General features: G+C 32.0%; 26 protein-coding genes. 2 read left to right on the top strand and 24 right to left on the bottom strand.

The window, feature by feature from the left end:
- Nucleotides 1–7: 7 nt before the first annotated feature.
- From ACTQ5K_RS02805 to ACTQ5K_RS02870, 14 genes are all read right to left on the bottom strand, one after another.
- The gene (locus tag ACTQ5K_RS02805; protein ID WP_441993601.1) at nt 8–613 is read right to left on the bottom strand and encodes a recombinase family protein; all 606 of its coding nucleotides are present in this window, start codon (nt 611–613) and stop codon (nt 8–10) included.
- A 155-nt stretch (nt 614–768) separates the two neighbouring features.
- Nucleotides 769–1,209 (bottom strand): terminase small subunit, encoded by a 441-nt coding sequence (locus ACTQ5K_RS02810; protein ID WP_441993603.1) that lies wholly within the window; start codon nt 1,207–1,209, stop codon nt 769–771.
- A gap of 222 nt (nt 1,210–1,431) precedes the next feature.
- On the bottom strand, nt 1,432–1,776 hold the full coding sequence (locus tag ACTQ5K_RS02815; RefSeq protein WP_101731255.1) for a hypothetical protein: 345 nt from the start codon (nt 1,774–1,776) through the stop codon (nt 1,432–1,434).
- The gene (locus ACTQ5K_RS02820; RefSeq protein WP_101731256.1) at nt 1,760–2,023 is read right to left on the bottom strand and encodes a hypothetical protein; all 264 of its coding nucleotides are present in this window, start codon (nt 2,021–2,023) and stop codon (nt 1,760–1,762) included. Before ACTQ5K_RS02820 ends, ACTQ5K_RS02815 begins: the two co-directional genes overlap by 17 nt.
- A gap of 566 nt (nt 2,024–2,589) precedes the next feature.
- A complete protein-coding gene (locus ACTQ5K_RS02825; protein WP_441993606.1) occupies nt 2,590–2,880 on the bottom strand; it encodes a hypothetical protein in 291 nt (96 codons plus the stop codon).
- Nucleotides 2,881–2,946: 66 nt separating this feature from the next.
- Nucleotides 2,947–4,023, bottom strand: a complete 1,077-nt coding sequence (locus ACTQ5K_RS02830; protein WP_441993608.1) for a hypothetical protein — start codon at nt 4,021–4,023, stop codon at nt 2,947–2,949.
- 587 nt (nt 4,024–4,610) lie between these two features.
- Entirely contained in the window at nt 4,611–7,337 is a 2,727-nt protein-coding gene (locus tag ACTQ5K_RS02835; protein WP_441993610.1) for an RNA dependent RNA polymerase, read from the bottom strand.
- 262 nt (nt 7,338–7,599) lie between these two features.
- Entirely contained in the window at nt 7,600–8,754 is a 1,155-nt protein-coding gene (locus ACTQ5K_RS02840; RefSeq protein ID WP_441993612.1) for a hypothetical protein, read from the bottom strand.
- Nucleotides 8,755–8,815: 61 nt separating this feature from the next.
- Complete coding sequence (locus ACTQ5K_RS02845; protein ID WP_441993614.1) at nt 8,816–9,589, bottom strand: YkyB family protein; 774 nt, start codon at nt 9,587–9,589, stop codon at nt 8,816–8,818.
- A gap of 71 nt (nt 9,590–9,660) precedes the next feature.
- Nucleotides 9,661–9,960 (bottom strand): hypothetical protein, encoded by a 300-nt coding sequence (locus ACTQ5K_RS02850; RefSeq protein ID WP_441993616.1) that lies wholly within the window; start codon nt 9,958–9,960, stop codon nt 9,661–9,663.
- Between the two features lie 37 nt (nt 9,961–9,997).
- Nucleotides 9,998–10,915, bottom strand: coding sequence for a hypothetical protein (locus ACTQ5K_RS02855; RefSeq protein WP_441993618.1), 918 nt, complete (start codon nt 10,913–10,915; stop codon nt 9,998–10,000).
- Nucleotides 10,916–11,418: 503 nt separating this feature from the next.
- Entirely contained in the window at nt 11,419–11,676 is a 258-nt protein-coding gene (locus ACTQ5K_RS02860; protein ID WP_441993620.1) for a hypothetical protein, read from the bottom strand.
- Between the two features lie 123 nt (nt 11,677–11,799).
- Nucleotides 11,800–12,021 (bottom strand): hypothetical protein, encoded by a 222-nt coding sequence (locus ACTQ5K_RS02865; protein WP_441993622.1) that lies wholly within the window; start codon nt 12,019–12,021, stop codon nt 11,800–11,802.
- A 2-nt stretch (nt 12,022–12,023) separates the two neighbouring features.
- The gene (locus tag ACTQ5K_RS02870) at nt 12,024–12,395 is read right to left on the bottom strand and encodes a hypothetical protein (protein ID WP_441993624.1); all 372 of its coding nucleotides are present in this window, start codon (nt 12,393–12,395) and stop codon (nt 12,024–12,026) included.
- 152 nt (nt 12,396–12,547) lie between these two features.
- Between ACTQ5K_RS02870 and ACTQ5K_RS02875 the strand changes: the two genes are divergently transcribed.
- Nucleotides 12,548–12,805, top strand: a complete 258-nt coding sequence (locus tag ACTQ5K_RS02875; RefSeq protein WP_441993626.1) for a helix-turn-helix domain-containing protein — start codon at nt 12,548–12,550, stop codon at nt 12,803–12,805.
- A 396-nt stretch (nt 12,806–13,201) separates the two neighbouring features.
- On the opposite strand, the gene ACTQ5K_RS02880 is transcribed toward ACTQ5K_RS02875, so the two are convergent.
- The 9 genes from ACTQ5K_RS02880 to yneA all read right to left on the bottom strand — a co-directional run bounded on the left by ACTQ5K_RS02880 (nt 13,202) and on the right by yneA (nt 19,991).
- Nucleotides 13,202–13,960 (bottom strand): hypothetical protein, encoded by a 759-nt coding sequence (locus ACTQ5K_RS02880; RefSeq protein WP_441993628.1) that lies wholly within the window; start codon nt 13,958–13,960, stop codon nt 13,202–13,204.
- Between the two features lie 191 nt (nt 13,961–14,151).
- On the bottom strand, nt 14,152–14,265 hold the full coding sequence (locus ACTQ5K_RS02885; RefSeq protein WP_441993630.1) for an anti-repressor SinI family protein: 114 nt from the start codon (nt 14,263–14,265) through the stop codon (nt 14,152–14,154).
- Nucleotides 14,266–14,275: 10 nt separating this feature from the next.
- Nucleotides 14,276–15,184, bottom strand: coding sequence for a tyrosine-type recombinase/integrase (locus ACTQ5K_RS02890; RefSeq protein WP_441993632.1), 909 nt, complete (start codon nt 15,182–15,184; stop codon nt 14,276–14,278).
- A gap of 212 nt (nt 15,185–15,396) precedes the next feature.
- Complete coding sequence (locus ACTQ5K_RS02895) at nt 15,397–15,615, bottom strand: YneF family protein (protein ID WP_016205025.1); 219 nt, start codon at nt 15,613–15,615, stop codon at nt 15,397–15,399.
- Nucleotides 15,616–15,701: 86 nt separating this feature from the next.
- On the bottom strand, nt 15,702–16,142 hold the full coding sequence (gene sirA, locus ACTQ5K_RS02900) for a sporulation inhibitor of replication protein SirA (protein ID WP_349205371.1): 441 nt from the start codon (nt 16,140–16,142) through the stop codon (nt 15,702–15,704).
- Between the two features lie 153 nt (nt 16,143–16,295).
- A complete protein-coding gene (gene tkt, locus ACTQ5K_RS02905) occupies nt 16,296–18,302 on the bottom strand; it encodes a transketolase (protein ID WP_235249517.1) in 2,007 nt (668 codons plus the stop codon).
- A 245-nt stretch (nt 18,303–18,547) separates the two neighbouring features.
- Nucleotides 18,548–18,781, bottom strand: coding sequence for a DUF896 domain-containing protein (locus ACTQ5K_RS02910; RefSeq protein WP_284561001.1), 234 nt, complete (start codon nt 18,779–18,781; stop codon nt 18,548–18,550).
- A gap of 222 nt (nt 18,782–19,003) precedes the next feature.
- Nucleotides 19,004–19,657, bottom strand: a complete 654-nt coding sequence (locus tag ACTQ5K_RS02915) for a YneB family resolvase-like protein (RefSeq protein WP_251630090.1) — start codon at nt 19,655–19,657, stop codon at nt 19,004–19,006.
- A 22-nt stretch (nt 19,658–19,679) separates the two neighbouring features.
- Nucleotides 19,680–19,991: a cell division suppressor protein YneA gene (yneA, locus tag ACTQ5K_RS02920; protein WP_251630091.1), complete on the bottom strand. Its 312-nt coding sequence runs from the start codon at nt 19,989–19,991 to the stop codon at nt 19,680–19,682.
- Nucleotides 19,992–20,147: 156 nt separating this feature from the next.
- Between yneA and lexA the strand changes: the two genes are divergently transcribed.
- Nucleotides 20,148–20,768 carry a transcriptional repressor LexA gene (lexA, locus tag ACTQ5K_RS02925; RefSeq protein WP_031540276.1) on the top strand — a complete coding sequence of 207 codons (621 nt, stop codon included), beginning with the start codon at nt 20,148–20,150 and terminating at the stop codon, nt 20,766–20,768.
- A gap of 100 nt (nt 20,769–20,868) precedes the next feature.
- On the opposite strand, the gene ACTQ5K_RS02930 is transcribed toward lexA, so the two are convergent.
- Entirely contained in the window at nt 20,869–21,339 is a 471-nt protein-coding gene (locus tag ACTQ5K_RS02930; RefSeq protein WP_251630092.1) for a YbaK/EbsC family protein, read from the bottom strand.
- Nucleotides 21,340–21,396: the final 57 nt, after the last annotated feature.

The following is a 21,396-nucleotide window of genomic DNA, read 5'->3' on the forward strand; positions in this document are numbered from 1 at the left end:
AGACTATCTACAATGTTTGTTCATATTCTTTTACTTTCTTATAAAAGGTTGCTTTCTTCATTTTTACTAAGTCCATAAATTCAACAGCCATTATTTCTCCATTTTTCCATTGCTTGTAAAGCTTATTCCATTCTTTTGGTAACTCCAAAGATGGTCTTCCTAAGTGTTTACCTTTAGCCTTAGCAGAAGCTATACCTTCAGATTGACGTTTTAAAATAGTCTCTCTTTCTTGTTGTGCAATGGATGTATAAACTTCAATAATAATGTTATTAATCATATCTAATACCCACTCTTGACCTTCTGGATAGTCCTGCATTGTTGTAGGTAGATCAATAATTTTTACTCTAACACCCTTATTTTTGAAGAACTCTAGATACTCTTTAATTAGTTGTTTATTACGACCAAGACGGTCAATTGACTTAATATACAGAGTATCACCATTATTGATAGCTCTACATAGATACTTAAATCCTTCACGTTCCATATCCTTACCACTAGCTTTATCTTGATAGATATTATCAGGATTATCTACATAAGGTTTTAAAGCATCGATCTGTCTATCTAAGTTTTGTGAAGTTGAAGAAACACGTATGTAACCAAAATTTCTACCCATAATAACAACCCCTAGTCGTTTTGATAATTAAAGTATACCAATAACGTACATAAAGGTCAATTAATAAATATACGTATATTAATGTTTATTATTTTAATAAATAGACGTTAAAAACAGTCTAAAAAAGACAGTATTAAAACGTGTACCTTTCTAGACTAAGCTTTCTTCTTAAATTTATTTTGTTCCTCATACATTTTTATAACTTCTTCGTCACTCATCTGTTCAAATGGATTGTTAGCTTCATTAGTTATAACTTGTTTATCTGTAAACATAGCTAAGTGTTGACCTAACATTTTTAAAGCATTTAATTTCTCGCTGTTAGTTGCGTCTTCATCATCAGCAATATTAAGTATTCTTTCGAGAACACTTTCCACTGTGATTAATGAAGCCATTTCAAATTCTTTCTCTTTTGACTCAATTGCTTTCTTTATCTTAGGAAGTTTTAGTAGTTGACTAGCTTGACTATCTGCACTCTTTTCACTATAACCTGCTGATATAGCTGCATTTCTGCCGTTTCCATGTCTCAAATACTCATTTACAAATTTCCTTTGTTGAAAGGTTAATTCATCACGCTTACTCTTTTCTGCTCTAGGCATCACTCCACCTCCTTTATGACTATTTTTAGGAGTTAGGACACTTTTTGCCCCACTATCACCTATTAAAATACCAAAAATGTTACAGTAAGTAATCCCATACTAATCACAGTAATTGCTCCGTAGATAGATTTAACATCTTTATCTTTAGATGGGTCACCTAATGTAAACAAACCAAACAGTAACATAAACACCATGAGTATAATCTGAAAAGTTACTAACATATTATCTATTTCCCTTCTCATCAAAATAGACATAATGTTTCCTATCCAATATTCCAGCATTACTTAACGATTCTACAGCTTTTTCTAACTCATCACGACTTATTCCAATATTATTTGCTTGTCGAGCAACTTTGATTAAACAGTCCATACCACTATCTTTTTCCTCGTATTTTACAACTTCAGGAATCGCCAAACTTAATCCTCTATGTATCAAATTACAAGCCAAATAAATATGCTCACTCATATCCAAATCTGATTCATTATGTAAGTTAGTTAATTTATCAAGATACTTAAATGCAAAATAAAAATCAAAATGTGCTTTTTTATTATCAATACTGTTTGTCATTATTTAATCCCTCACCATCGATATCCAATTTTTCTTTTATGTTATTAAAGAAATCCTGTTCTAAATCTTTGTCTACAATAAAACGTGCAATAATTTTAATTATGTTATCATGTAAATCTAAGGTTTCACTTAATCTCTTTACACTTTCTTTGTGTTTGAAAGCCAACTCTCTTTTTTCAGTTTCTAGACTGACGATATTATCCAATAAAAATTCATTAGTTGTTCTTTTTGCTTCTTCAAAACTCATTCATTATCTCTCCCTTAAACAATAAAAATAAAAAGACACCCTAAAAAGGATGCCTTCAGCGAATAAAATAAACTCGAATTTAATAGAACTCCCGTCACTCTCGGAGGTTTAAGTCTTATTATAATCACTAAGGGGAAAATTCCCCTTCTCAAATCTATATGTATAATTCCAACTTACTTTATATTATGTAATTTCTTAAACTTCAATTTTTGATTTTACCTTTTTATAACTTCGATTCAAACATAAATATTGTGCTGTCTGCCAAGAGTTCATTCCTAATTCCTTTGATTTTAATTTATAAAATTCAATTTTAGGTTTTCCACTTTTCACCCATTCTTTAAATGCTTCTCTGACTTCTTTATAGAAAAGATTCCCATAATATCACATCACATGAAAATTGTAACTATAGGGAAGGGGAGAGAACATAAAAAAGACCCCACCAGTCAAGGTGAAGGTCTTTTTTATGCATATTATGTAGTTGACAATTAAGTCGTATGCAAGTATAGAGTTGGTAATTAAACCGAAATTATTCTTTAAAATAATACTACTACATTATTTTATCAGTGTCAAACAGTTTCAACAGGTTTTTTCTTTTCTCTGACTTTTTGTTGTCCAATCGACATCGTTATTACATCTAATATTGTTTGCATTTGTTTAGGACTTAATGTCATTGGATAATACTTTTTTTCTTCTTTTACATAATAATCAGTCAATCGTTGCTTACTAACGGTCTTAATTTGATTAATCATAGCATAAACAGGTTTTTTATCTTTAGGCATATCATCAATGACTCCAATTGGAACAATTAGGTTAGATGCACTTTTCCAATCAGCATCATTTTCTTTTTCTGTAGACAATGGAACAATGATAGCAGTATTTCCTCAAAAAATATATAGTCACTTAGTTTAGTCATTTAATCCCCCTTAATTAGTAAATAAGAAATAAATCTTCCCATCTTTATAACTTTTCACATGGTTAATAGTCTTATTAACAAATTCAATCTCATTTATAATACTGTCATCTTGACCATAATATTTACAAATCATATCAATAGCTGACTTGTGAAAGTTCTGTACATCAAACTTCTTTTGATGATCATACGCTAAATATAGTTTAATTGGTCTATTCCAGTCGATATTTAACTCTGATTCGTCAGGCATTAAAAAGTATGGAAAATAATCACACCAATCTTTAAAAGCTTTAGTTTTAACCCACTTTTTACTAGTTATTGCATCATACATTCTATTTTCAGTAAAAGGATGATATGGTAAACAAAAATATTCATCTAAACTAGGAGGTGTCAATTCTTCAATCTTTTGTTGAAGTAACTTATTTTCCTTACCCAATTCTCTCTTTTCTGCTCCATTTCTCCAGTTTTTAATTTTATCTAAGTCTTTTGCCACTTGTCTTAATAACTCTTCTACTTTATGTACAAATGCTACATCATTTCCATATGTATCTTTCTTATCCATCAACGCACGTTCAACATGCTGTAATACTTTTATTTTGTCATCAGCAGTCCATTTAGCAATATATTCTTTAATGTTTTCGTATACACTAAATACACTGTCCTTACCATCTATTGTTGCATCCATTAAAGCTTTACGTCTCTTTTGTGGTGTTGCTAATTTCACCGCATTATCAATTTCTTGATCAGTAGCACTTGGATCAATGTATACTTTGTTTTTACGAATAGCCGGTAATACTTCAAACGCTATGAACTTTTGAAATGCTATAGCTAAGTCATTTTCTCCACGCATACCTAACATGTAAACAAATGACTCTGCAATGAAATCTCCTTTGCCCACCTCATGGGTAAAACCGAAATCTCGTAAATAACCATTCAATCTTTCCCATCTTACATACAACTTTCCATTTACAACACGAGTAAACCCTAAACTCTTAGCTACATCTTCTGCAGCAAATTCCACTGAGTTAGCAGTCTCCCTTACCTTTAATTCAAAAATTCCATTGCTAAAAACCTGTACATCTTTACTCATTTATCCAATCTCCTTCAAATGTGATTTTGGAGGGCGTTTCACCCCTCCGTCTCCTCACTGTCGTCAAAGCATCTCACCTTCGACTAAAGTCACTGTTTGAAGTTATTCCGACTGGAAAAGTAGCCTGCATCTATACAGACATGAGATTATAAACCTCATAGAACCTACCTATAGAAAGTGAAAAGGGAGAGTAATCACCTTAAAATAGATAAGCTCTATGAGATTCATAAGTAAAATAGTTGATAAATAAGGAAAAATACATTAGCATTATAATTACGGAATCGTTTGTACATTTTTAACAAAAAATAAAAAAAGTAAACTAATCCTTGCTTTCTATAACTCTATCTGGTAAACTATGTTTAGTTGTACAAATAGGGAATTTATACATAGAATTGTATTGAGGGAGATAAACTCCCCCCATTGATAAAGGAAATCACCTACTTTACTTTAAGTATTCGGTGCTGCGACATTTGACTAGCCTTCGCATTCTGACCTTTATTTATTCTATATACACACCATAAGCATTCTTTAGAAATGCCTACATATCAACGTTTCTAGTAGTCTACTAAATGAATTTTGTGGACTTTTTATTCATGTTTAAATACCTTTAAGAATGCATCGGGTTGAGATTGATACAGAACATTCATTAATCTAACTCTATATGTATAGTACTCCGATTCTTTATTCTTATCTTTCACTGGTTTATCTAACCTTTTTACTATGTCATACATTGTCTCAGGTTTAACTTTTAATTTCTTTAATTTCTCGACTGTCTCCTTGAATAAATCCTCATGTGATATGTTTCTTTCTTCCTTAGTGCTTTCATCATCACCTACGTATACACTAAACACTTGCTCTATTCCTTTCTGTAATTCTTCAACAGTATTAGTAATCTTATACTTTTGTTTCCTATCTGATTTATTACTGTCATACGTGTGATTCAGGATGCTATTAAATCTAATTGTATCAATTGTTGTCGCTCCTGGTAATCCTGTCATTATACTATGTAGATAATCCATTGATGTATCGTATTCCATGTTCTTTTTTGTTTTAGTTTTGTTAATATTAGTCCAAAACATCGGCTTAACCTTAATTCTCTTACCATTATCACTTATTGCAGTAATGAACTCTAAATCCCCTTGTAGCAACTCTAACTCTTCTTTAATTTTCATATCGTAATCCTTTTTTGCAAGGTCTATACAAACTCCAGACAACACAGTCAAGATATTAATATTTCGTAAAAGTTTGTCTGATCCTTCTATATGGTTGTTAACTTTATGCCAATATAAGGACATGTAATTTTGTGCCATGTTAACAGTTTTACCTATTAACTTTTGACTAGTTGCTAATTTATTATCAATTTTCGCCATATCATCGATAGTATTACTCCATTCAGTTGGATTAGCATCTATTTTATTGACGCATACCGCATAGTTACCGAAACACTTCCTAGCGACTTCCAATACTTTTTCATCGGAAACCAAGAGTAAAGAATCTGAGTCAAAATCACACCCCGACAAAATGTCAGCTATCGGGAATCGATTTCCGTTAACCATGACTATATTTTTAGTAAAGTTAAAGTACTTTTTAATATTTGCACTATCTTTATTCTTACTTATTAAAACATTAGATTGACTCGTATGAGGGTTTCTAAATCCTACATATTCCTTTTCATAATCAAATAATTCTGTATGTACTTCATTACCTTTCAACTCGTATTCATGATTATTGACATCAAACTTACCTATTGCATGGTACAGATACTCCATACCATTACCTAACATTATTGCATAATCTGCATTTAATCGAATCTTACCCTTTTTAACACGCTTCACATATCCACGTACTTTCTCTTTCTTGAAGTCTTTAAACAATTGTGTTTTAGCTACTTCTTTGTTTCTTTCATAAAGAGAAGCGAACATTTCATTTGCATTCACAGTAGCAGCATCTTTCTTTAAATAATCTATGTATGTGTTATTTTTATTATTTTTTAAATCGTCTATGTATTTCGTTTCAAAACTTGCTAATTGCTCTATGTCTGATTTAGAAAAAGGCATCGAATTTAACATTTGGTAAGATGTCTGGTTTAATACTTTATCACCATCATATCCTCGTTTAGAAGGTTTATCATATTTGCAAATACCAAACACACTACCTTCCTTTTCAATCAACTTTTTCCAATAGTCGTACATTAATGAATGTATTGATTGATCTATATTAAATTTACTGAATTTCAGTGCTTTAAGTGAGTTAGGAGTATAGATAAAATGTATGTCTTTCGCATAAATCGTATTATTGTATAAATCTGTTATTACCCATTCATCGTATGTAATTTCATTTGGACAATTATCCATTAAAAACTTCTGTATGTTAGTGTTAAATGCCGCACTCTTGAACATATGATTCCTAAGAAGCATCATCCCTTTTCCTTCAGGAAAGTAACTACTCTCTAACAAAGAAGATCCATCAAATAAGCTGTTTGATATGGTAGCTTTTTCTGTCGGAATACTAATTAACTTCCCATCTTCCTTCTTGATAATATTAGCCTTATGTTCAAACACACTATCTACATCAGAAACAATAAGCATATTTTTAGGTTCGATTTTGATTGTTGATTCAATTGAACTGGACACTAAACTTTCATAGGCTAAAAGGGAAGGTAGGTCAAAGTTATCAGTCGGAATATCAAATTTAAGGTACATTCTTGACCATGCTTTCATTTCTTCATACAAGTGTGTCTTAATAAATAACACTTGCCCTTGTCTACTCTTAGATGCTGAACGCTTATAGACTTGATATTTATCTTGTTTTATTACGTTTCCATCTTTATCATATTGATTGATATAGAAACCATGTTTATACAAATGTTCACGCAAATCTTCATTTTTAAGTTCATTCCATTTCGGATGGTGTAATTCACTTTCGATACGTTTAATTTTCTTCTCTAAATATAGTTTTCGTTTAAACTTAGGTTTATAAGATTCTATAAACTCTTTCTTCTTATTTACTGACCATGAATCTGTAAATTCCATTCTAAGTGAACTAATTTCATCTAATTCTTTCTTATAATTGGTAATTAGTTCATTACCACTTCTAACTTTTTGTTTAAACTTTACATTTATCACATCATTAGATATTTGCTTGTTAGGATACCTTTTACTATCGATTAAATTTAATCCTTCCTTTTGCAGCTTAAGTAATTCTAAACTGTAAGGTATCATTCCTTTATAATTCATTTTCAAATAACTTTCTCTATTCATGTGACAAAATAAACTATTTCCTTCTAAACTTGGTATGTATACATTTTGATTCAATAAACAACTCTCCCTTGTTAAATTTTAATTTGATAATGCTTAACGATTGATTATGTACAACTAACACTTACACAACTCAGAAAAAGAAATCCAATCTGAGCGTCAGCGAAACCTAAGCAACTTGTTTGCGCCAGGTAGAATATCCTAACGGATATTCTGAATGTTATTATTATGTTATTTTTAAAACTATTAAATTAACTATTAATTAAACTATTCTATTATGTATTATTATGTTTCTTATAATTAACTCTTATAGTAACTCTTATAGCGTGGAGCGAAATCCTGAATCCCTTGTACGCCTAGGGTTTAAAAAGTCGTTCCTTAAATCGATATCCATTTCTTCAAACATGGCTTCCATTTCTTCTTCAGTCATTTCCTTTTTTTGATTATCAGTTTCTTTTTCAGATAAAATAATTTCCTGATTATTAAGATTCGTTTCCTTATCTGAAATGTTTATTTCATTATTTTCTACATTTATTTCCCTTTGATTAGAACTCATTTCCACTTCTGGTAAACTTGTTTCACTTTTCTCTAAATCCATTTCCCTTAATTTTTGCGGATTAAAAATAGGAATATACCTTGATGATGGTTCTTCCCCTTTATCAATTTGACTATCGTAATTTTTAGGTCTGATTTCTTTCAGTAATGCAGTTTCACCTATATGTAGATCAAGTAATTTTTCTATATGACTATGTATAGTAGATGTTAACTTGTAATTTAAATGTTCAGCGATTGTGCTTAATTTCCAATACATTTGATGATTATCATCTACTGATGGCTTATAAGCTTTTAATAAAAATAAATAGGTAATAAATTCATTTCTAGTCAACTTACCATCAATCAGAAGATTAAAATCACTAAATGTAACTATAAAAAAGTTGATCGGTTTAGATGCTTTATCTTTAACTACCTTATGGTTAGGAATGTAATTAGTGTACCAGTGTAGAGTCTTTTGATTCTTTTTTGTCTTAGGATTGTATGCAGTATGTACTTTTTCAGATATTAACGGAACTTCATTTTCATCCTCAACAATCATTTTATCTTCATATTTGGAGTATCTTGAATTAGTAATACCTTTAAAGTGTTGTAACCTTTTTAAAACAACCTTTAATTGTTTAGAACTACATCCTATGTAATCAGCGAATTGAGTATATGTAAGGGTAAACTTATTCAACATCATGAATTGAAGAAAAATGAACACAATTAATTCTAACTCAGTGAATTTAGTATCAGATTCAACCCATTGTTTCTTTCCATCTTCCCCTTCTTGTTGTATTACACCTTTCACTTCTGATTTGCAGTATATATCATCAAATAAACCATTTGGAATAGTAACGTATTTCATTCCTGTTTCTTCTATTAGTTTATTTATCTCTTTTTTACCTTTCCCTATAAGGATTCTTTTCTTTCTTGCCATTCCATCACATCTCTCCCATGTGTGCCTACTCTCATTCGGCAATTTGTTTCTGTTAAACTTTTCAATTTTTACTTATCATTCGGAAAGCCTTATCATATTTTTTATTAATAGCTTTCGATGCCTTTTTAATTAACTTTTTACGTTCTTCGATTGTTAAATTTTTCATATTTATTGATGACTCCTTCCATGTTTTTTTCCTCCTAAAAAATTTTAATTCTAAATATTTTTCCAGTAGTTTTACCGCTTGATTGAATTTAATATCTACTTTTCTACTGATACTCGCTGAAATAATTCCGATTTCTCCTAAATAGGAATAGCTCTTACTTTCTTCTTCACTAATGGGAGTATGAAAAGTGAAATCAGCAATTTTTAACAATAGTAAATGATTATTCAATTGTTTATGATATCCGATAATCTCTATTCGTTTTTCATTCATCAATTTATTAATCACCATATTTTTTAACTCATATATTTCAATTGAACGTCCTTTTGCTCTTTGAACTACACTATGATTTCTCAGATAGTAATTAATCTCTTTAGTATCTCTACTCTTTTTAGCTGATTTATTAATTACATACATTGATCCTGCAATCGTTTCATCGTTTAATACAAAATTACTAATATCTGTGATTCTCTTTTTTATTGGCTTGCAATTATCAATATGATATAGATTATAAGTGCGCCATCTACCGTGTACGTACGATTTCATGAATGCATCAGGATTACTTTCATCATTAGGTTTTAAACTATACTCATCTTTTAATTTTGTCTTAGTGAATAATCTTTCAGGTACATCTTGCCATCTATAACATGGTTTATCCTCTATAGTTTGCATAATCAATCACCTTAATCTCCCACTTTAGGCGTTATCTCACTCACCACAATATTGTTGTCACTGTTAAAAATTTAACCCAAATCCCTATATTCTTTCTTTATCGCTTCCTTGATTTCCGATGTGGCGTGTCCGGTTTCTTTCATACTTTTCCGAATTAATTTTCTCATCTCTTCAAAAGAATTAACATTTTCCTCTCCAATCCGTTCATCCCAAATTTTATTTAGCGCGATTATATCACCTAATCCCCTATAAACTCCTTCAAGGCTAAATGTGAAGTTAGGATTATTAAAATGTTCGCTTTCTTGTATTAATCTTTGTAATTCTTCTTGTATCTGGTGTAGATTTCCTAATTCGGCATGTTTTAATTTCATTATTTGTTCACCTCCATTGATTTAATTTTATTATGGTTCAATGTAAAATCCGAGAATCCAAAATTGGACTTTCATTATTAGTAATTAATTTCAATTTAGGAGGATTCTGTTTAATGTCAGCAACATCTCCAAATTCATCAAACGAAACGCTATATGTAGGTAGTTGATTAAGTCCTAATTCATCAAATAGTTTATCTTCCATCTCTTTAAACTCTTCTTTATGAGCATTTCTCAATGCCCAGAACTGGTCATAAAATATGTCAAACATCCATTCGTCATTCTCATCTTCAATTTTATGTACAAAGATTGCATCTTCTAATGTTCTGTAATCGATTATGTCAGGAAGAGTATCAATGTATTCCTTTGTGTAAGCTGATTTGTCCACGGTAATCAGACTTAAAAATTCGTTTTTAGTAATAGTTCTGCTCTCAATAAATAAAGTTTGGAGAAAAAGAGTTACGTCAAAGCCTTTAAACTCCATATCCATTAGATCACCTGTATTTCTTCTTGCATCATCAATTAATTGAATAGTTTCCTTAGCTGTTCGTAGCTTCGATTTAGATAGCTGTTTTTTCATTACTTTCAGCTCGTCTATTAAAACTCTTAGTTTCTCCTTCTGCTGCCACAGAATTGATTCACTTTTATTTTTATTCCTAACAAACCTTCTAACCAATAGAATACTATTGAAATTAGATAATTTTTTATTGTGATATTTTGGTAATTTAGTAACATTAAATGTATCAGACGGGAAGTCATTACAATATCTTTCATATTGTTCGTAACTTTCTTGATTTTGACTAGCAAGGTGAAGCATATACTTACTACTCATATACTTCCATTCATCACTTAGCTTACTTTGTTCAGTTTTAAACACTTCGATAAAATCACTTACTGCGTTGGTATAATCTGATAATAAATTTCTTGTATACATTATTTGTTCTAAAATTGGTTCCATCTAATCAATCTCCCTTAAATTAGTTTCTTTCGATTTTTTCCCATCACTAGCTGAATTATACCTATTAAACTTGTATATTATCTTTCTATGTATCATGTCGAACAATTGTTTCTTGCGGGCGAATGCCTTGACCAGGATCATAGCAATTATGTACAAACTTATGGGTACTCTTCATTTCCATCACCTCCTTAAATGTAATTATTTTCCTAAAACCCAATAGAATAACCGGAATATCGGGTTTTTTTCTCTATAATTGTTGACAAACCTATATTCACTCCTGTAATATGGGGATATCAGAAAAGATACCAATTATTTATTTTATAACTATCGGTATCTTTAGTTGAGAAAACGGAAGTAAAAGATACATATGATTTTTGAAAAATACACCAACCAATATTTTATTCGAAGTATACCAATTAGGGTATGCTTATTAGTCGTTCTTTAAAAAGAATATTAGTTGGTGTATCCATCATAAAATATTTGTCAAACAATGTCAACAACTTTTAATGAAGAATGTTCGTGTTTTGCTGATCTAAATCGTCAAGTTCGTAGAATTTTTGGATTTCTTTGTTTAAATAATCAACCATTTCAACTACTTTATTATAAATTGTTAGCACATTTTGATACGCTTCTTCCGTTGCTGTCTCAGACATTTCGACTTCACCAAGATCACTAGCAGCATCTATTAAAACTAACTCTAAATCTCTTTCTAGGATCATTACTTCTTCTAGGCTAAATCCGTTAAATATACTTGTTAACATATGTATTCTCTCCCTTTTTGGTTTTTATTTTGGTTTATTTAGACTTTTTAGCAACAGATATTCTAGATAAAATATATTGCTTTGTTTCTGCAGATAAGCTACACCATTCCCCTACTTTAACTTTCATTTTACAACCCTCCATTTGATAACTTCCTTAACAGTTAACGTTTGTCTTTTACCATAATAGTACTTTTCTAGTTCGTAAATGGCATTATTCATCGCTTTACAGCTTGCATATGATGGGCAATCAGAGAGCTTCTTGTACTGCTCAGAAGCCCATTCCTGTATTAATTCATCTAGTTCAATTTCGTAATATGACATTATTGCATTAATTACGTGATCCATCCTTACTCGCTCCCTTTAAGTAATTCCGTGACGTTAAAATCAAAATCTAAACTATTGTCGTAGGCAGGAGATAAAAGATATTCAAATAAAGAAACCGATGTAAGTTTTTCGTATATTTTAATAATTATTTCTTTTTCATTTTTAATGTGATTTACTTCTCCGAGGGTGATAAATAATCCAGTCGAGTAATAAAGATCGATATCTTCAAAATATCTAAATCCAGATAGTGTAACTTTGTTAGCGTTTAGATATAAAGCTGTTTTATCATTAATTTTATAAGCTTTAATGATCTCTCCGCTTATCTCCTGGTAATTAGTATTTAGTTGATTTTTGTGACTGTAATCCAAAAGCATTTTAATTGGTTCAAGTAACATTTTAACAACTCCCTTTTTATTATCGACTACAACTTGTTGTCGTTTGTTATCTTTATAATACACCCGACTACAAAACGTGTCAACTACTTTTTGTAGTCATTTTTATAATTATTTGTTATAATTAAAGAAAAAGAGCACATAAAGGGGAAAATATGACAAAGAGAGTTAAATCAAACTTAAAAGCTATAATGGATTCTAGGAATATAAAAATCAGACAACTCGAAGCAATGACTAAGCGCCCTGAAGATAAAGAACCCAGAGTTAAATTTGAAACAATTAGACGATTATATCATGATACAACTAAGCAATATCAAAGAGATTCAATTGGTATTTTGTGTGAAGTGTTAAATGTTGAATTATCTGAGTTATTGATTTTAGTTGATAAAGAAGAATATCAGACAGAAGAATAAAGTATATGACTTGATTAATAGATATAATTTGCTTGTTTGAATTTCCAACAAGCAACAATTAATAGAGGAACTCCCACTACCACGGTGAGTCCTTTTTTATGTTAAATTTATCCACTTTGCATTAAAACTTCGTATAATCCGTCTTCAGTTAACACCCATCTCTCTCTTCTTTGACCTAAGGTAAGGATTGTTTGCACCAAATGTATAGCGAACGTTCACCCTTTAAATAAGAACGTAAAATTGTGTTATCAAATACTAAGGGAAAATCTAACGAACGCAAAATTACGTTGGTAGTAAGTGAAAAAGGTCGTTACCATTTTCGTGGTCGTCCTAAAAGACCTCGTGAAATACGACCCTCATCATTTGTAAACGACGAACCTTCAAATGAAGGAGCGTCTACATTTCCCAATAAGCATTAAACATATTATTAAGTTGATACTTTCTAAATATCTTCTTGACAATTCCGTTAAAATAGCCGTTTACAGACTCCACATTACGTTTTTTAATTTTAGCTACTAATACCCTTAACGCTTCCTTTGAAGCTGTTTGAAAGTCCTCTGAAGATAGTTTAAACAACTTGGAATGTATGTAGCTGATTCTATACAACTCCTCTATTTGTTCCACATTTGGAAAGAAGTATGCGGCATAATTTGCGAATGATTTATTAATGAAATTTGAAATAACTTTTGGTTGATTATTACGGACAGAGTCTTGTGTACGTATTTCTTTATTTTTAATATCGTTAGCTTGAGAATTGCTAGTTTTAGGATGGTTCAATTGCTTAGATGGTTCAACTTGTGAGCAAAAACGATTAAACACATATACATTGCTTGATTTAGAGCCATTCTTACGCTTTGTTTCGTGTATGGTTAATAAGCCTAATGACTGTGCTTTGGAAGTCATACGCTTAAATGTAGAGCGACTGATGGCAAATTGATCTAGCTCATGAGTAGCCTTTGTTACGGTTGCAATTTTAGCATTACTAACACCGGCTACTTTCGCACAAAAACGGATAAGACGTTTTAATCCAATCAGTTCCGATTTAGTGAATTTAGATTTAATATCAACCATCCACTGTTCTATATTATTGTTAAAGTCATTAATATCTTTAAATTGTGATAAGTGTTTAAATGATTCTATATTGTTTTGTTTCACGACAAATAAACCTCCATTTTACTCCCTTTTGAAAGGGATTTAATTTGAAGGTATACTCAAATAAACCTATGGTATCTCTTGATTTTTCATAGGTATTATTATACAATGGAATCACCTAGTAAGTGTTCCTTTAATGGAGCATACCGAAGATCTAACTATTGCAGTAGTTGGATCTTTTTTTATGTTGTTTTTTAAATATGTTTTTCTAGATGTTTTTTGAAAAATCGAGTTATTTCTTCTATACTAATCCCTAATTTTTTTGCTTCAACAATCAACCTAATCCATTCTTCATCTAGAATCATCATTAACTCCTTATCATTTCATATTCATCAATGGACTTGATGGCATAGCTTTTTCAATTAATTCAAAGTCTTCCAATGATTGTAAGTATCGCTGTGTAGTAGTTATTTCTGAATGTCCAAGAAGCTTGCTAAGTGTATAGATGTCTTTACTTCCAGAATTTAACATAAATTGCACAGAAAAGAAATGTCTAAATGTATGTGGCGAAACTCTTTTACCTGTTATCTTTGCCCTTCTCCCAGCTTCCTTGATAATATTATCAAGTGCTACATGAGTAATATCCTTACCTGTATAGGATAAGAAATAATGCTCTGTAGTTAACTTATCTTTAAAATATTGCCCCTTTAATCTTTCATATCGGATTAATATTCTCTTGAGAACAGGTGATATAAAAACTATTCTTTCCTTGTTTCCTTTACCATTTATTAATAGGCTTGTTTCTTTAACATTGATTGTTTTAAGCGATCTGATTTCCATTGCCCTAAGACCACAATCACTTAGCATGGCTATAACGGCTTTGTTTCTTGCTTCAAGATAATTTTTATAAGAAAAGGCATCAATCATAGCCTGAACTTCTCCTGTAGTGAACCCCTTCAGAACTTTCTTAGGAACTTTAGGTAACTCAACTTTTTTCGCTATGTTTTCTTTTAAATATTCTTCTTTGTAACACCATGAAAAAAATGCTCTAATCATTTTAAACATCGAAACGATAGATTGTGGTTGTAAGCCATCTTTCTGTTTCTTTCTTAAATAAGCCTTTAAATCAAAGGTTGTTACATTTTCTAATTCACTTATTCCTCTGTTGACTTTTAAATACTCGAACAGTTGCTTATACTCTTGATTTTTATTTTTAATCGTGGAATGACTAAATCCCTTCGCCTTACAGTAATACATGTATTCTTTCAACACATCTTCCAATAACAAAATAAAAAACCACCTCTCCGCTGAATTTTTCAACAGATTAGTGGTTTCAAATAGATAATAAGAAAAATAAACCAGACTCAAAAAAAATAATAGGAGAAAAATTCACTCTACTTTCATCTATCACTAATAATCACGTTATAAAAACGAATGATTGCTATCTAATCAACCAAGAGAATAGGATGTCACCCCTTGTTACCAAGGGAGCTCGTCTATTATTTTCCTTGTTGCTTGTTCATCGCTGTCATCATTTGATTGATTTTCTTTTGAGAAGGTTTCATTCCCATTTGCATCATCATCATTTTTAACATTTGCTCATTAATTGGTGGGTTTTTCTTTAAGTAGTTCATCATGTATTTACGCGCAATAAAAAATCCGATAACAATACCGGCGATTAAGGCTACGACAATACTTAACCAAGCGTACCAAGGCATATCTTTTTTCCTCCTTCATGTTGTCTATACTTTAGTGTACTAGACCAGATAATATTATACAATATCTGTTACAGAATTTCTCCATTTTACACAAAATTTCTTTCTTTTATCGGTTTTAACCAGCCGAATCTCCCATTTTCTACATCAATGGCTAAAAAAGAAGGCTCATGTTTGCGAATAATTTCAAAGAAAATAGATTCTGCATCATAGTAGCCATCTGCTTCTATCGATAAATAATTCTCTTCCACTGTTAACGATGCTTTGCTTAAATTTCCATTATCAATATAAAAAACTCCATCTTTTAATTGAAAGCTTTTATTTTGCTGCAGATCGGCATATAATTGATTTTCAATCATCCATTTGGAAATAGGAAGTGTGATAAAATCAACCTGTTTTTGAAGAATTCTCTTTAATTGTTCATCGTCTGTTTTAGTATGGTCCGAAAATAAATTGTAAAACAAGCGTTCTCTACCGTTATAATGAATGGCGACCTTTTCTTTTATTAAATACAATTGATATCTTCTCATACTTCACCTTCACCAACCTGTCCACTTCTTTTCCTTCTATTATAAAGAAGGTTTATTTCAAGATGTGTCTCAAGGTGTAAAAAAAACAGACTTATTTTGTCGAATCAGAGAAAGTAGGATGGACTGATAGTAAACACAGCCATCCTGCACCATTTAATTTTCTAACAGTGCTTTTAATCGCTTCACTACGTTAGACACGCTAAATCCGTATTCTTCTAAAATTTCATTTCCAGGCGCAGATGCTCCAAAGGTTTCTATGGAGAGTACATCTCCTTCGTCCCCTGCATATTTATGCCAACCAAGAGAGCTTCCCATTTCAATCGCTAATCTTTTTTTCACTGTTTTTGGCAATACTTTTTGTTTATACTCTTTGGATTGCTGCTCAAATCGATCCCATGCTGGTAGACTAACGACTGAAACATTTATTCCTTCTTTCTCTAATTCTTTTTGGGCTTCAACCGCTAGGCCAACTTCTGAACCTGCTGCAATTAATAGGGCATCAGGCGTTTCTGCTTTTGAAGGAGAGATGATATAGCCACCCTTTGATACCCCTTCATAAGCACTATCCTTTGTACCTTTAATCGTCGGTAAGTTTTGTCTTGTTAACACTAATGCTGTTGGCTTATCCTTAGACTCTAGAGCAATTTTCCAAGCGGCAGCTGTCTCATTCCCATCGGCTGGTCGAATGACAGATAGATTTGGCATCGCTCTTAATGAAGCTAATTGCTCAACAGGCTCGTGAGTTGGGCCGTCCTCACCTACTGCAATACTATCATGGGTGAATACATAGGTTACAGGCAATCCCATTAGTGCTGCAAGACGAATGGCAGGTCTTAAATAATCGGAAAAAACAAAGAATGTTCCGCCAAATATTTTTAAGCCACCATGCAACATAATTCCGTTTAAAGCAGCTCCCATCGCAAATTCTCTTACTCCAAACCAAATATTTCTACCTTCTGGAGTTTCAGGTGTAAAATCTTTCTCTCCCTTTATCATTGTATTATTACTTCCTGCTAAATCGGCGGAACCACCAATTAAGAATGGAAGATTTTTTGCAATACTATTGATTACTTCCCCTGAAGATGCACGACTTGCTAAACTGCTTCCCTCTTCATAAACTGGCATTTCTCGATTCCAACCCTCGGGCAAGGTATCTGCTAATGCAGCTTTTAATTGTTTTGCAAGTTCTGGATATTCTTTTTCATAGCTTGAAAAAAGCTCATTCCATTCTTTTTCCTTGTTCTCGCCATGTACAGCAACAGACTCTTTAAAGTGATTATATACTTCATCTGGAACATAAAAATCTTCATCGAATGTCCAGTTATATGCTTCTTTTGTTAACTTAAGTTCATCTGCACCAAGGGGAGCGCCATGAACAAGGGATTTACCGGCTTTATTAGGCGCACCAAATCCAATTATCGTTTTCACTTCAATTAACGTTGGTTTCGTTTGATCATTTTTCGCTTCTTCAAGTGCTTTTGCGATCCGATCTGTGTCATTTCCATCTTCTACACGGATATACTGCCAACCATATGCTTTAAATCGCTGTTCCACACTCTCGGAGAAGGATTTATCTAAATCGCCATCTAAAGAAATATCATTGGAATCATACATTACAACTAATTTGCCTAGCTTTAGATGTCCAGCAAGAGAAGCAGCTTCAGCAGATACCCCTTCCATTAAATCGCCATCCCCACAAATGCTATATGTATAATGATCAACGATTGCATAGTTATCTTTATTGTAAACTCCCGCTAATTGTTTTTCTGCAATCGACATCCCCACAGCCATCGCAATTCCCTGTCCAAGAGGACCTGTTGTAGCATCAACCCCAGCAGTATGTCCATATTCAGGATGCCCTGGAGTCTTACTTCCCCATTGTCTAAATTGTTTTAGGTCGTCAAGGGTTAAGTCATAGCCTGATAAATGCAATAAGCTATACAGTAATGCAGAGCCATGTCCGGCAGATAACACAAAGCGATCACGATTAAACCAGTCAGGATTTTTAGGATTATGATTCATATAAGATGTCCATAAGGTATACGCCATCGGAGCTGCTCCCATCGGCATTCCTGGATGACCTGATTTTGCTTTTTCAATTGTATCAATGGATAGAGTTCTAATCGAAGCAATCGATAAATGGTCAAGCTTTGTATTCACTATTCAACATCCTCTCATTTTCAAATAATAATTATGCCTAAATGATTCTTTTTCTCCAATAAACTAAGAAAATAAGCACCACTATATACTTTCGACATTTATTTCGTATTTTACCCATAAATTCCAATAGAAAACATAAAAAAAAACCTTAACAACGTATGTTAAGATTTTTTCATAAAGGTTGCTTTATATATTTTTCTTCGTTCATAAACAACAGCCCTTTATTTAGGACGCGAGCATGAAACTTAGTGCATCTTTTTTTTGTTTTGTATATCTTTCACTTTTTGTGGTGTTACATCATTACCTTTTGGATCAAAAATCTTTACATTTTCAATCGTATTTACCATTGTGGAACGGAAATTTTTCAAATACTCACCACGGAGCTTAGTTTGTTCTTTTGCTTCTTCATGTGTTAGGCCCGTCTCTTTTTTCTTTTTTGCAAGTTCATTTATGCGATCAAGTTTATTTTTAGGAAACATTTTAAACTCCTTTATAGAAATAGTATATGATTTCTGTTTAATAGTCTTCTTCATTTACTTTTGCTGTGTTTACATGTATGGACTAAAGGTGGTTATTTATAAAAGCAAAAATAAAAAGCTCAGTCTTTAAAAATGAACTGGCTAATTGAAAATCTATTATATCATAAATACATGTACATTCCTATTTTTAAGAATAGCATAGAAGTAATCTAGTCTTTCCTATTATAGCTTCTCCATATATTCTTGATATCTGCGATGAATAGTCGCCTTTGAAAAATGATATCCAAGTCCCTTTAAAGTGGAGGTTATTTCTGTAAATGTTAACCCATTTTGCTTTAGTTTTACGATTTCCTCTATGGGAACATCTAACTTCTGTCGACCTGAATGATCCCCTAAGTTTTTTAAATTCTTGTCTGGGCGATACCCATTTTCTACAGCTCTTCTCATGCCTCTTTTTATCTTTAAATTATGTATTTTCCGTTGATATTCTTCCACTATGCTAACAATCTGTAAAACCATCGTATCGGCTTCTGAAAGAGTAAGCTCTCCTGATGAAGAAATACTATAAAGCTTAATATTTTCCTTTAAAATGCAGTGAAGAATAGCAATTCTTGCATTTCCTCTCCCTAATCTTGTTTCATCCTGAATTAAAATCGACGATATTTCCTCTTCTTTTATCATGGATAAGAGATCAAGCAGTCCTTCTCTATCGAGATCGTATCCACTTGCTCTTTCAGAGATGGTTCTCTTTACATGAAAGTTCATTTTACTTGCTAATTCTAATAATTCCTCTTCTTGCCTTTTAAGAGACGTTGTCTGTTCTTCTTTATCTGTACTTACTCTACAATAAATGATTGCATTCTTATTATTTTTCATTACTTGCTAGATTCCCTTTCTATTATTCTGCAGCTAACATTAATTGATGGTCCTCTACTCTTACTGGGATGACCAATTCTTCCCCAACTTTAATATTATTAGCAGCTATATTGTTGTGCTCTTCTATCCATTTGATAAATTGTTTTTTTGTCATATTATACGTACCTGCATATTCATTAGATAATTGCCATACAGTTTCTCCATTTTTCACCGTAACTGACACATATTTGCTAGAATCTGTTTCTCCAGTATTCGCTACAATCATTATACACGCTATAAAACCACAAATTAAAAGAATAATAGTATAAGAATATTTTTCCCACAATTTAGACATTTATAATTCCACCTTTATTTAGAATGTATGTTCGTTTATGCAATTAGTTTAATACGAACAAACGTTTCCTGTCAACAACAAAATAGAACTTATGTTTGTATCCTTATATAGAACGTGCTATAATTAGTACAAGAATAATTTAACGAGGTGCGTATAATGCAGAAGCTTTCAAAGAGGCAATTAGACATACTAGAATACATAAAAGAAGAAGTAAAGCTAAAAGGATATCCACCTTCTGTTCGTGAAATTGCAGAGGCTGTTGGACTTGCATCCAGTTCAACTGTTCATGGCCATTTAGCAAGATTAGAGAGTAAAGGATTAATCCGTCGTGATCCAACAAAACCTAGAGCTATTGAAATATTGGATTTAGAAGAAAGTAATATACCAAAATATAATATTATTAATGTACCTGTAGTCGGAAAAGTTACAGCGGGGTTGCCTATCACTGCTATCGAGAATGTCGAGGAATATTTCCCGTTACCGGAAAGACTAGCACCAAGTGATGAACAAATATTCATGCTAGAAATTATGGGAGAAAGTATGATTGAAGCAGGAATATTAGATGGTGACTATGTTATCGTTAGACAACAGCATTCTGCTAACAACGGAGACATTGTTGTTGCAATGACAGAGGAAGATGAAGCTACGGTTAAACGATTCTTTAAAGAACGCGACTTTATTCGCCTTCAGCCTGAGAACAGTACAATGGAACCAATCATTCTTCGTAATGTAAGCATTCTTGGGAAAGTAATTGGCGTATATCGTCATATTCAATAATAATTCTCAATATAAGAATATAAGAGCACGCAAAAGGCTTGTCCCATTTTTGGACAAGCCTTTTCTATGTATCATTTATGCTCATAGATGGAGATTCCTTTTATTCCCATCCCTTACAGACATCTACCCAATCAACTGCATTGCTATATATATATAGCTCTTCATTGGTCAATTCGATCGCTGAATTACTGCTTCCACATGCTGGGAACACAGTGGTAAATCGTTTTAGCGATTCATCCATATAGACAGGCAAATTTTCTACTAACCCAAAAGGACAAACACCACCAACTGCATGGCCTGTTTTTTCCAATACTTCTTCTGGCGCTAGCATCCTTGCTTTTTCTGCAAAGATTTGCTTAAATTTTTTGTTATCAATTTTCGCATCCCCTGCTGTAACTATTAATATGGCATCATCATCTTTCCGGAAAGATAACGTTTTGGCGATTCTTTCTGGCTCTACCCCTAATGTTTCAGCTGCTTCTAAGACAGTAGCGCTAGACGTTTGAAATACTTGAATATCTTTTTCTCTATTCCATTTACTTAAATGAATTTGAACATTTTCTAATGACAACGCATGACACTCCCTGAATATTCCTTTTTTTTTAATAATTTAAAATATATCATTAAT

Origin of the sequence: Niallia sp. Sow4_A1 (assembly GCF_052116745.1) — a bacterium.
In the GTDB taxonomy this organism is placed as follows: Bacteria; Bacillota; Bacilli; order Bacillales; family Cytobacillaceae; genus Niallia; species Niallia hominis.

What these genes read in the sequence shown, in the direction of transcription:
- ACTQ5K_RS02885 (WP_441993630.1), bottom strand. Translation starts at nt 14,265, where the DNA reads ATGATGATTCTAGATGAAGAATGGATTAGGTTGATTGTTGAAGCAAAA.
- ACTQ5K_RS02860 (WP_441993620.1), bottom strand. Translation starts at nt 11,676, where the DNA reads ATGTTAACAAGTATATTTAACGGATTTAGCCTAGAAGAAGTAATGATC.
- ACTQ5K_RS02830 (WP_441993608.1), bottom strand. Translation starts at nt 4,023, where the DNA reads ATGAGTAAAGATGTACAGGTTTTTAGCAATGGAATTTTTGAATTAAAG.
- ACTQ5K_RS02845 (WP_441993614.1), bottom strand. Translation starts at nt 9,589, where the DNA reads ATGCAAACTATAGAGGATAAACCATGTTATAGATGGCAAGATGTACCT.
- ACTQ5K_RS02855 (WP_441993618.1), bottom strand. Translation starts at nt 10,915, where the DNA reads ATGGAACCAATTTTAGAACAAATAATGTATACAAGAAATTTATTATCA.
- ACTQ5K_RS02820 (WP_101731256.1), bottom strand. Translation starts at nt 2,023, where the DNA reads ATGAGTTTTGAAGAAGCAAAAAGAACAACTAATGAATTTTTATTGGAT.
- ACTQ5K_RS02840 (WP_441993612.1), bottom strand. Translation starts at nt 8,754, where the DNA reads ATGGCAAGAAAGAAAAGAATCCTTATAGGGAAAGGTAAAAAAGAGATA.
- ACTQ5K_RS02865 (WP_441993622.1), bottom strand. Translation starts at nt 12,021, where the DNA reads ATGGATCACGTAATTAATGCAATAATGTCATATTACGAAATTGAACTA.
- ACTQ5K_RS02850 (WP_441993616.1), bottom strand. Translation starts at nt 9,960, where the DNA reads ATGAAATTAAAACATGCCGAATTAGGAAATCTACACCAGATACAAGAA.
- ACTQ5K_RS02870 (WP_441993624.1), bottom strand. Translation starts at nt 12,395, where the DNA reads ATGTTACTTGAACCAATTAAAATGCTTTTGGATTACAGTCACAAAAAT.
- lexA (WP_031540276.1), top strand. Translation starts at nt 20,148, where the DNA reads ATGCAGAAGCTTTCAAAGAGGCAATTAGACATACTAGAATACATAAAA.
- yneA (WP_251630091.1), bottom strand. Translation starts at nt 19,991, where the DNA reads ATGTCTAAATTGTGGGAAAAATATTCTTATACTATTATTCTTTTAATT.
- ACTQ5K_RS02875 (WP_441993626.1), top strand. Translation starts at nt 12,548, where the DNA reads ATGACAAAGAGAGTTAAATCAAACTTAAAAGCTATAATGGATTCTAGG.
- ACTQ5K_RS02895 (WP_016205025.1), bottom strand. Translation starts at nt 15,615, where the DNA reads ATGCCTTGGTACGCTTGGTTAAGTATTGTCGTAGCCTTAATCGCCGGT.
- ACTQ5K_RS02815 (WP_101731255.1), bottom strand. Translation starts at nt 1,776, where the DNA reads ATGACAAACAGTATTGATAATAAAAAAGCACATTTTGATTTTTATTTT.
- ACTQ5K_RS02910 (WP_284561001.1), bottom strand. Translation starts at nt 18,781, where the DNA reads ATGTTTCCTAAAAATAAACTTGATCGCATAAATGAACTTGCAAAAAAG.
- ACTQ5K_RS02805 (WP_441993601.1), bottom strand. Translation starts at nt 613, where the DNA reads ATGGGTAGAAATTTTGGTTACATACGTGTTTCTTCAACTTCACAAAAC.
- ACTQ5K_RS02915 (WP_251630090.1), bottom strand. Translation starts at nt 19,657, where the DNA reads ATGAAAAATAATAAGAATGCAATCATTTATTGTAGAGTAAGTACAGAT.
- ACTQ5K_RS02810 (WP_441993603.1), bottom strand. Translation starts at nt 1,209, where the DNA reads ATGCCTAGAGCAGAAAAGAGTAAGCGTGATGAATTAACCTTTCAACAA.
- sirA (WP_349205371.1), bottom strand. Translation starts at nt 16,142, where the DNA reads ATGAGAAGATATCAATTGTATTTAATAAAAGAAAAGGTCGCCATTCAT.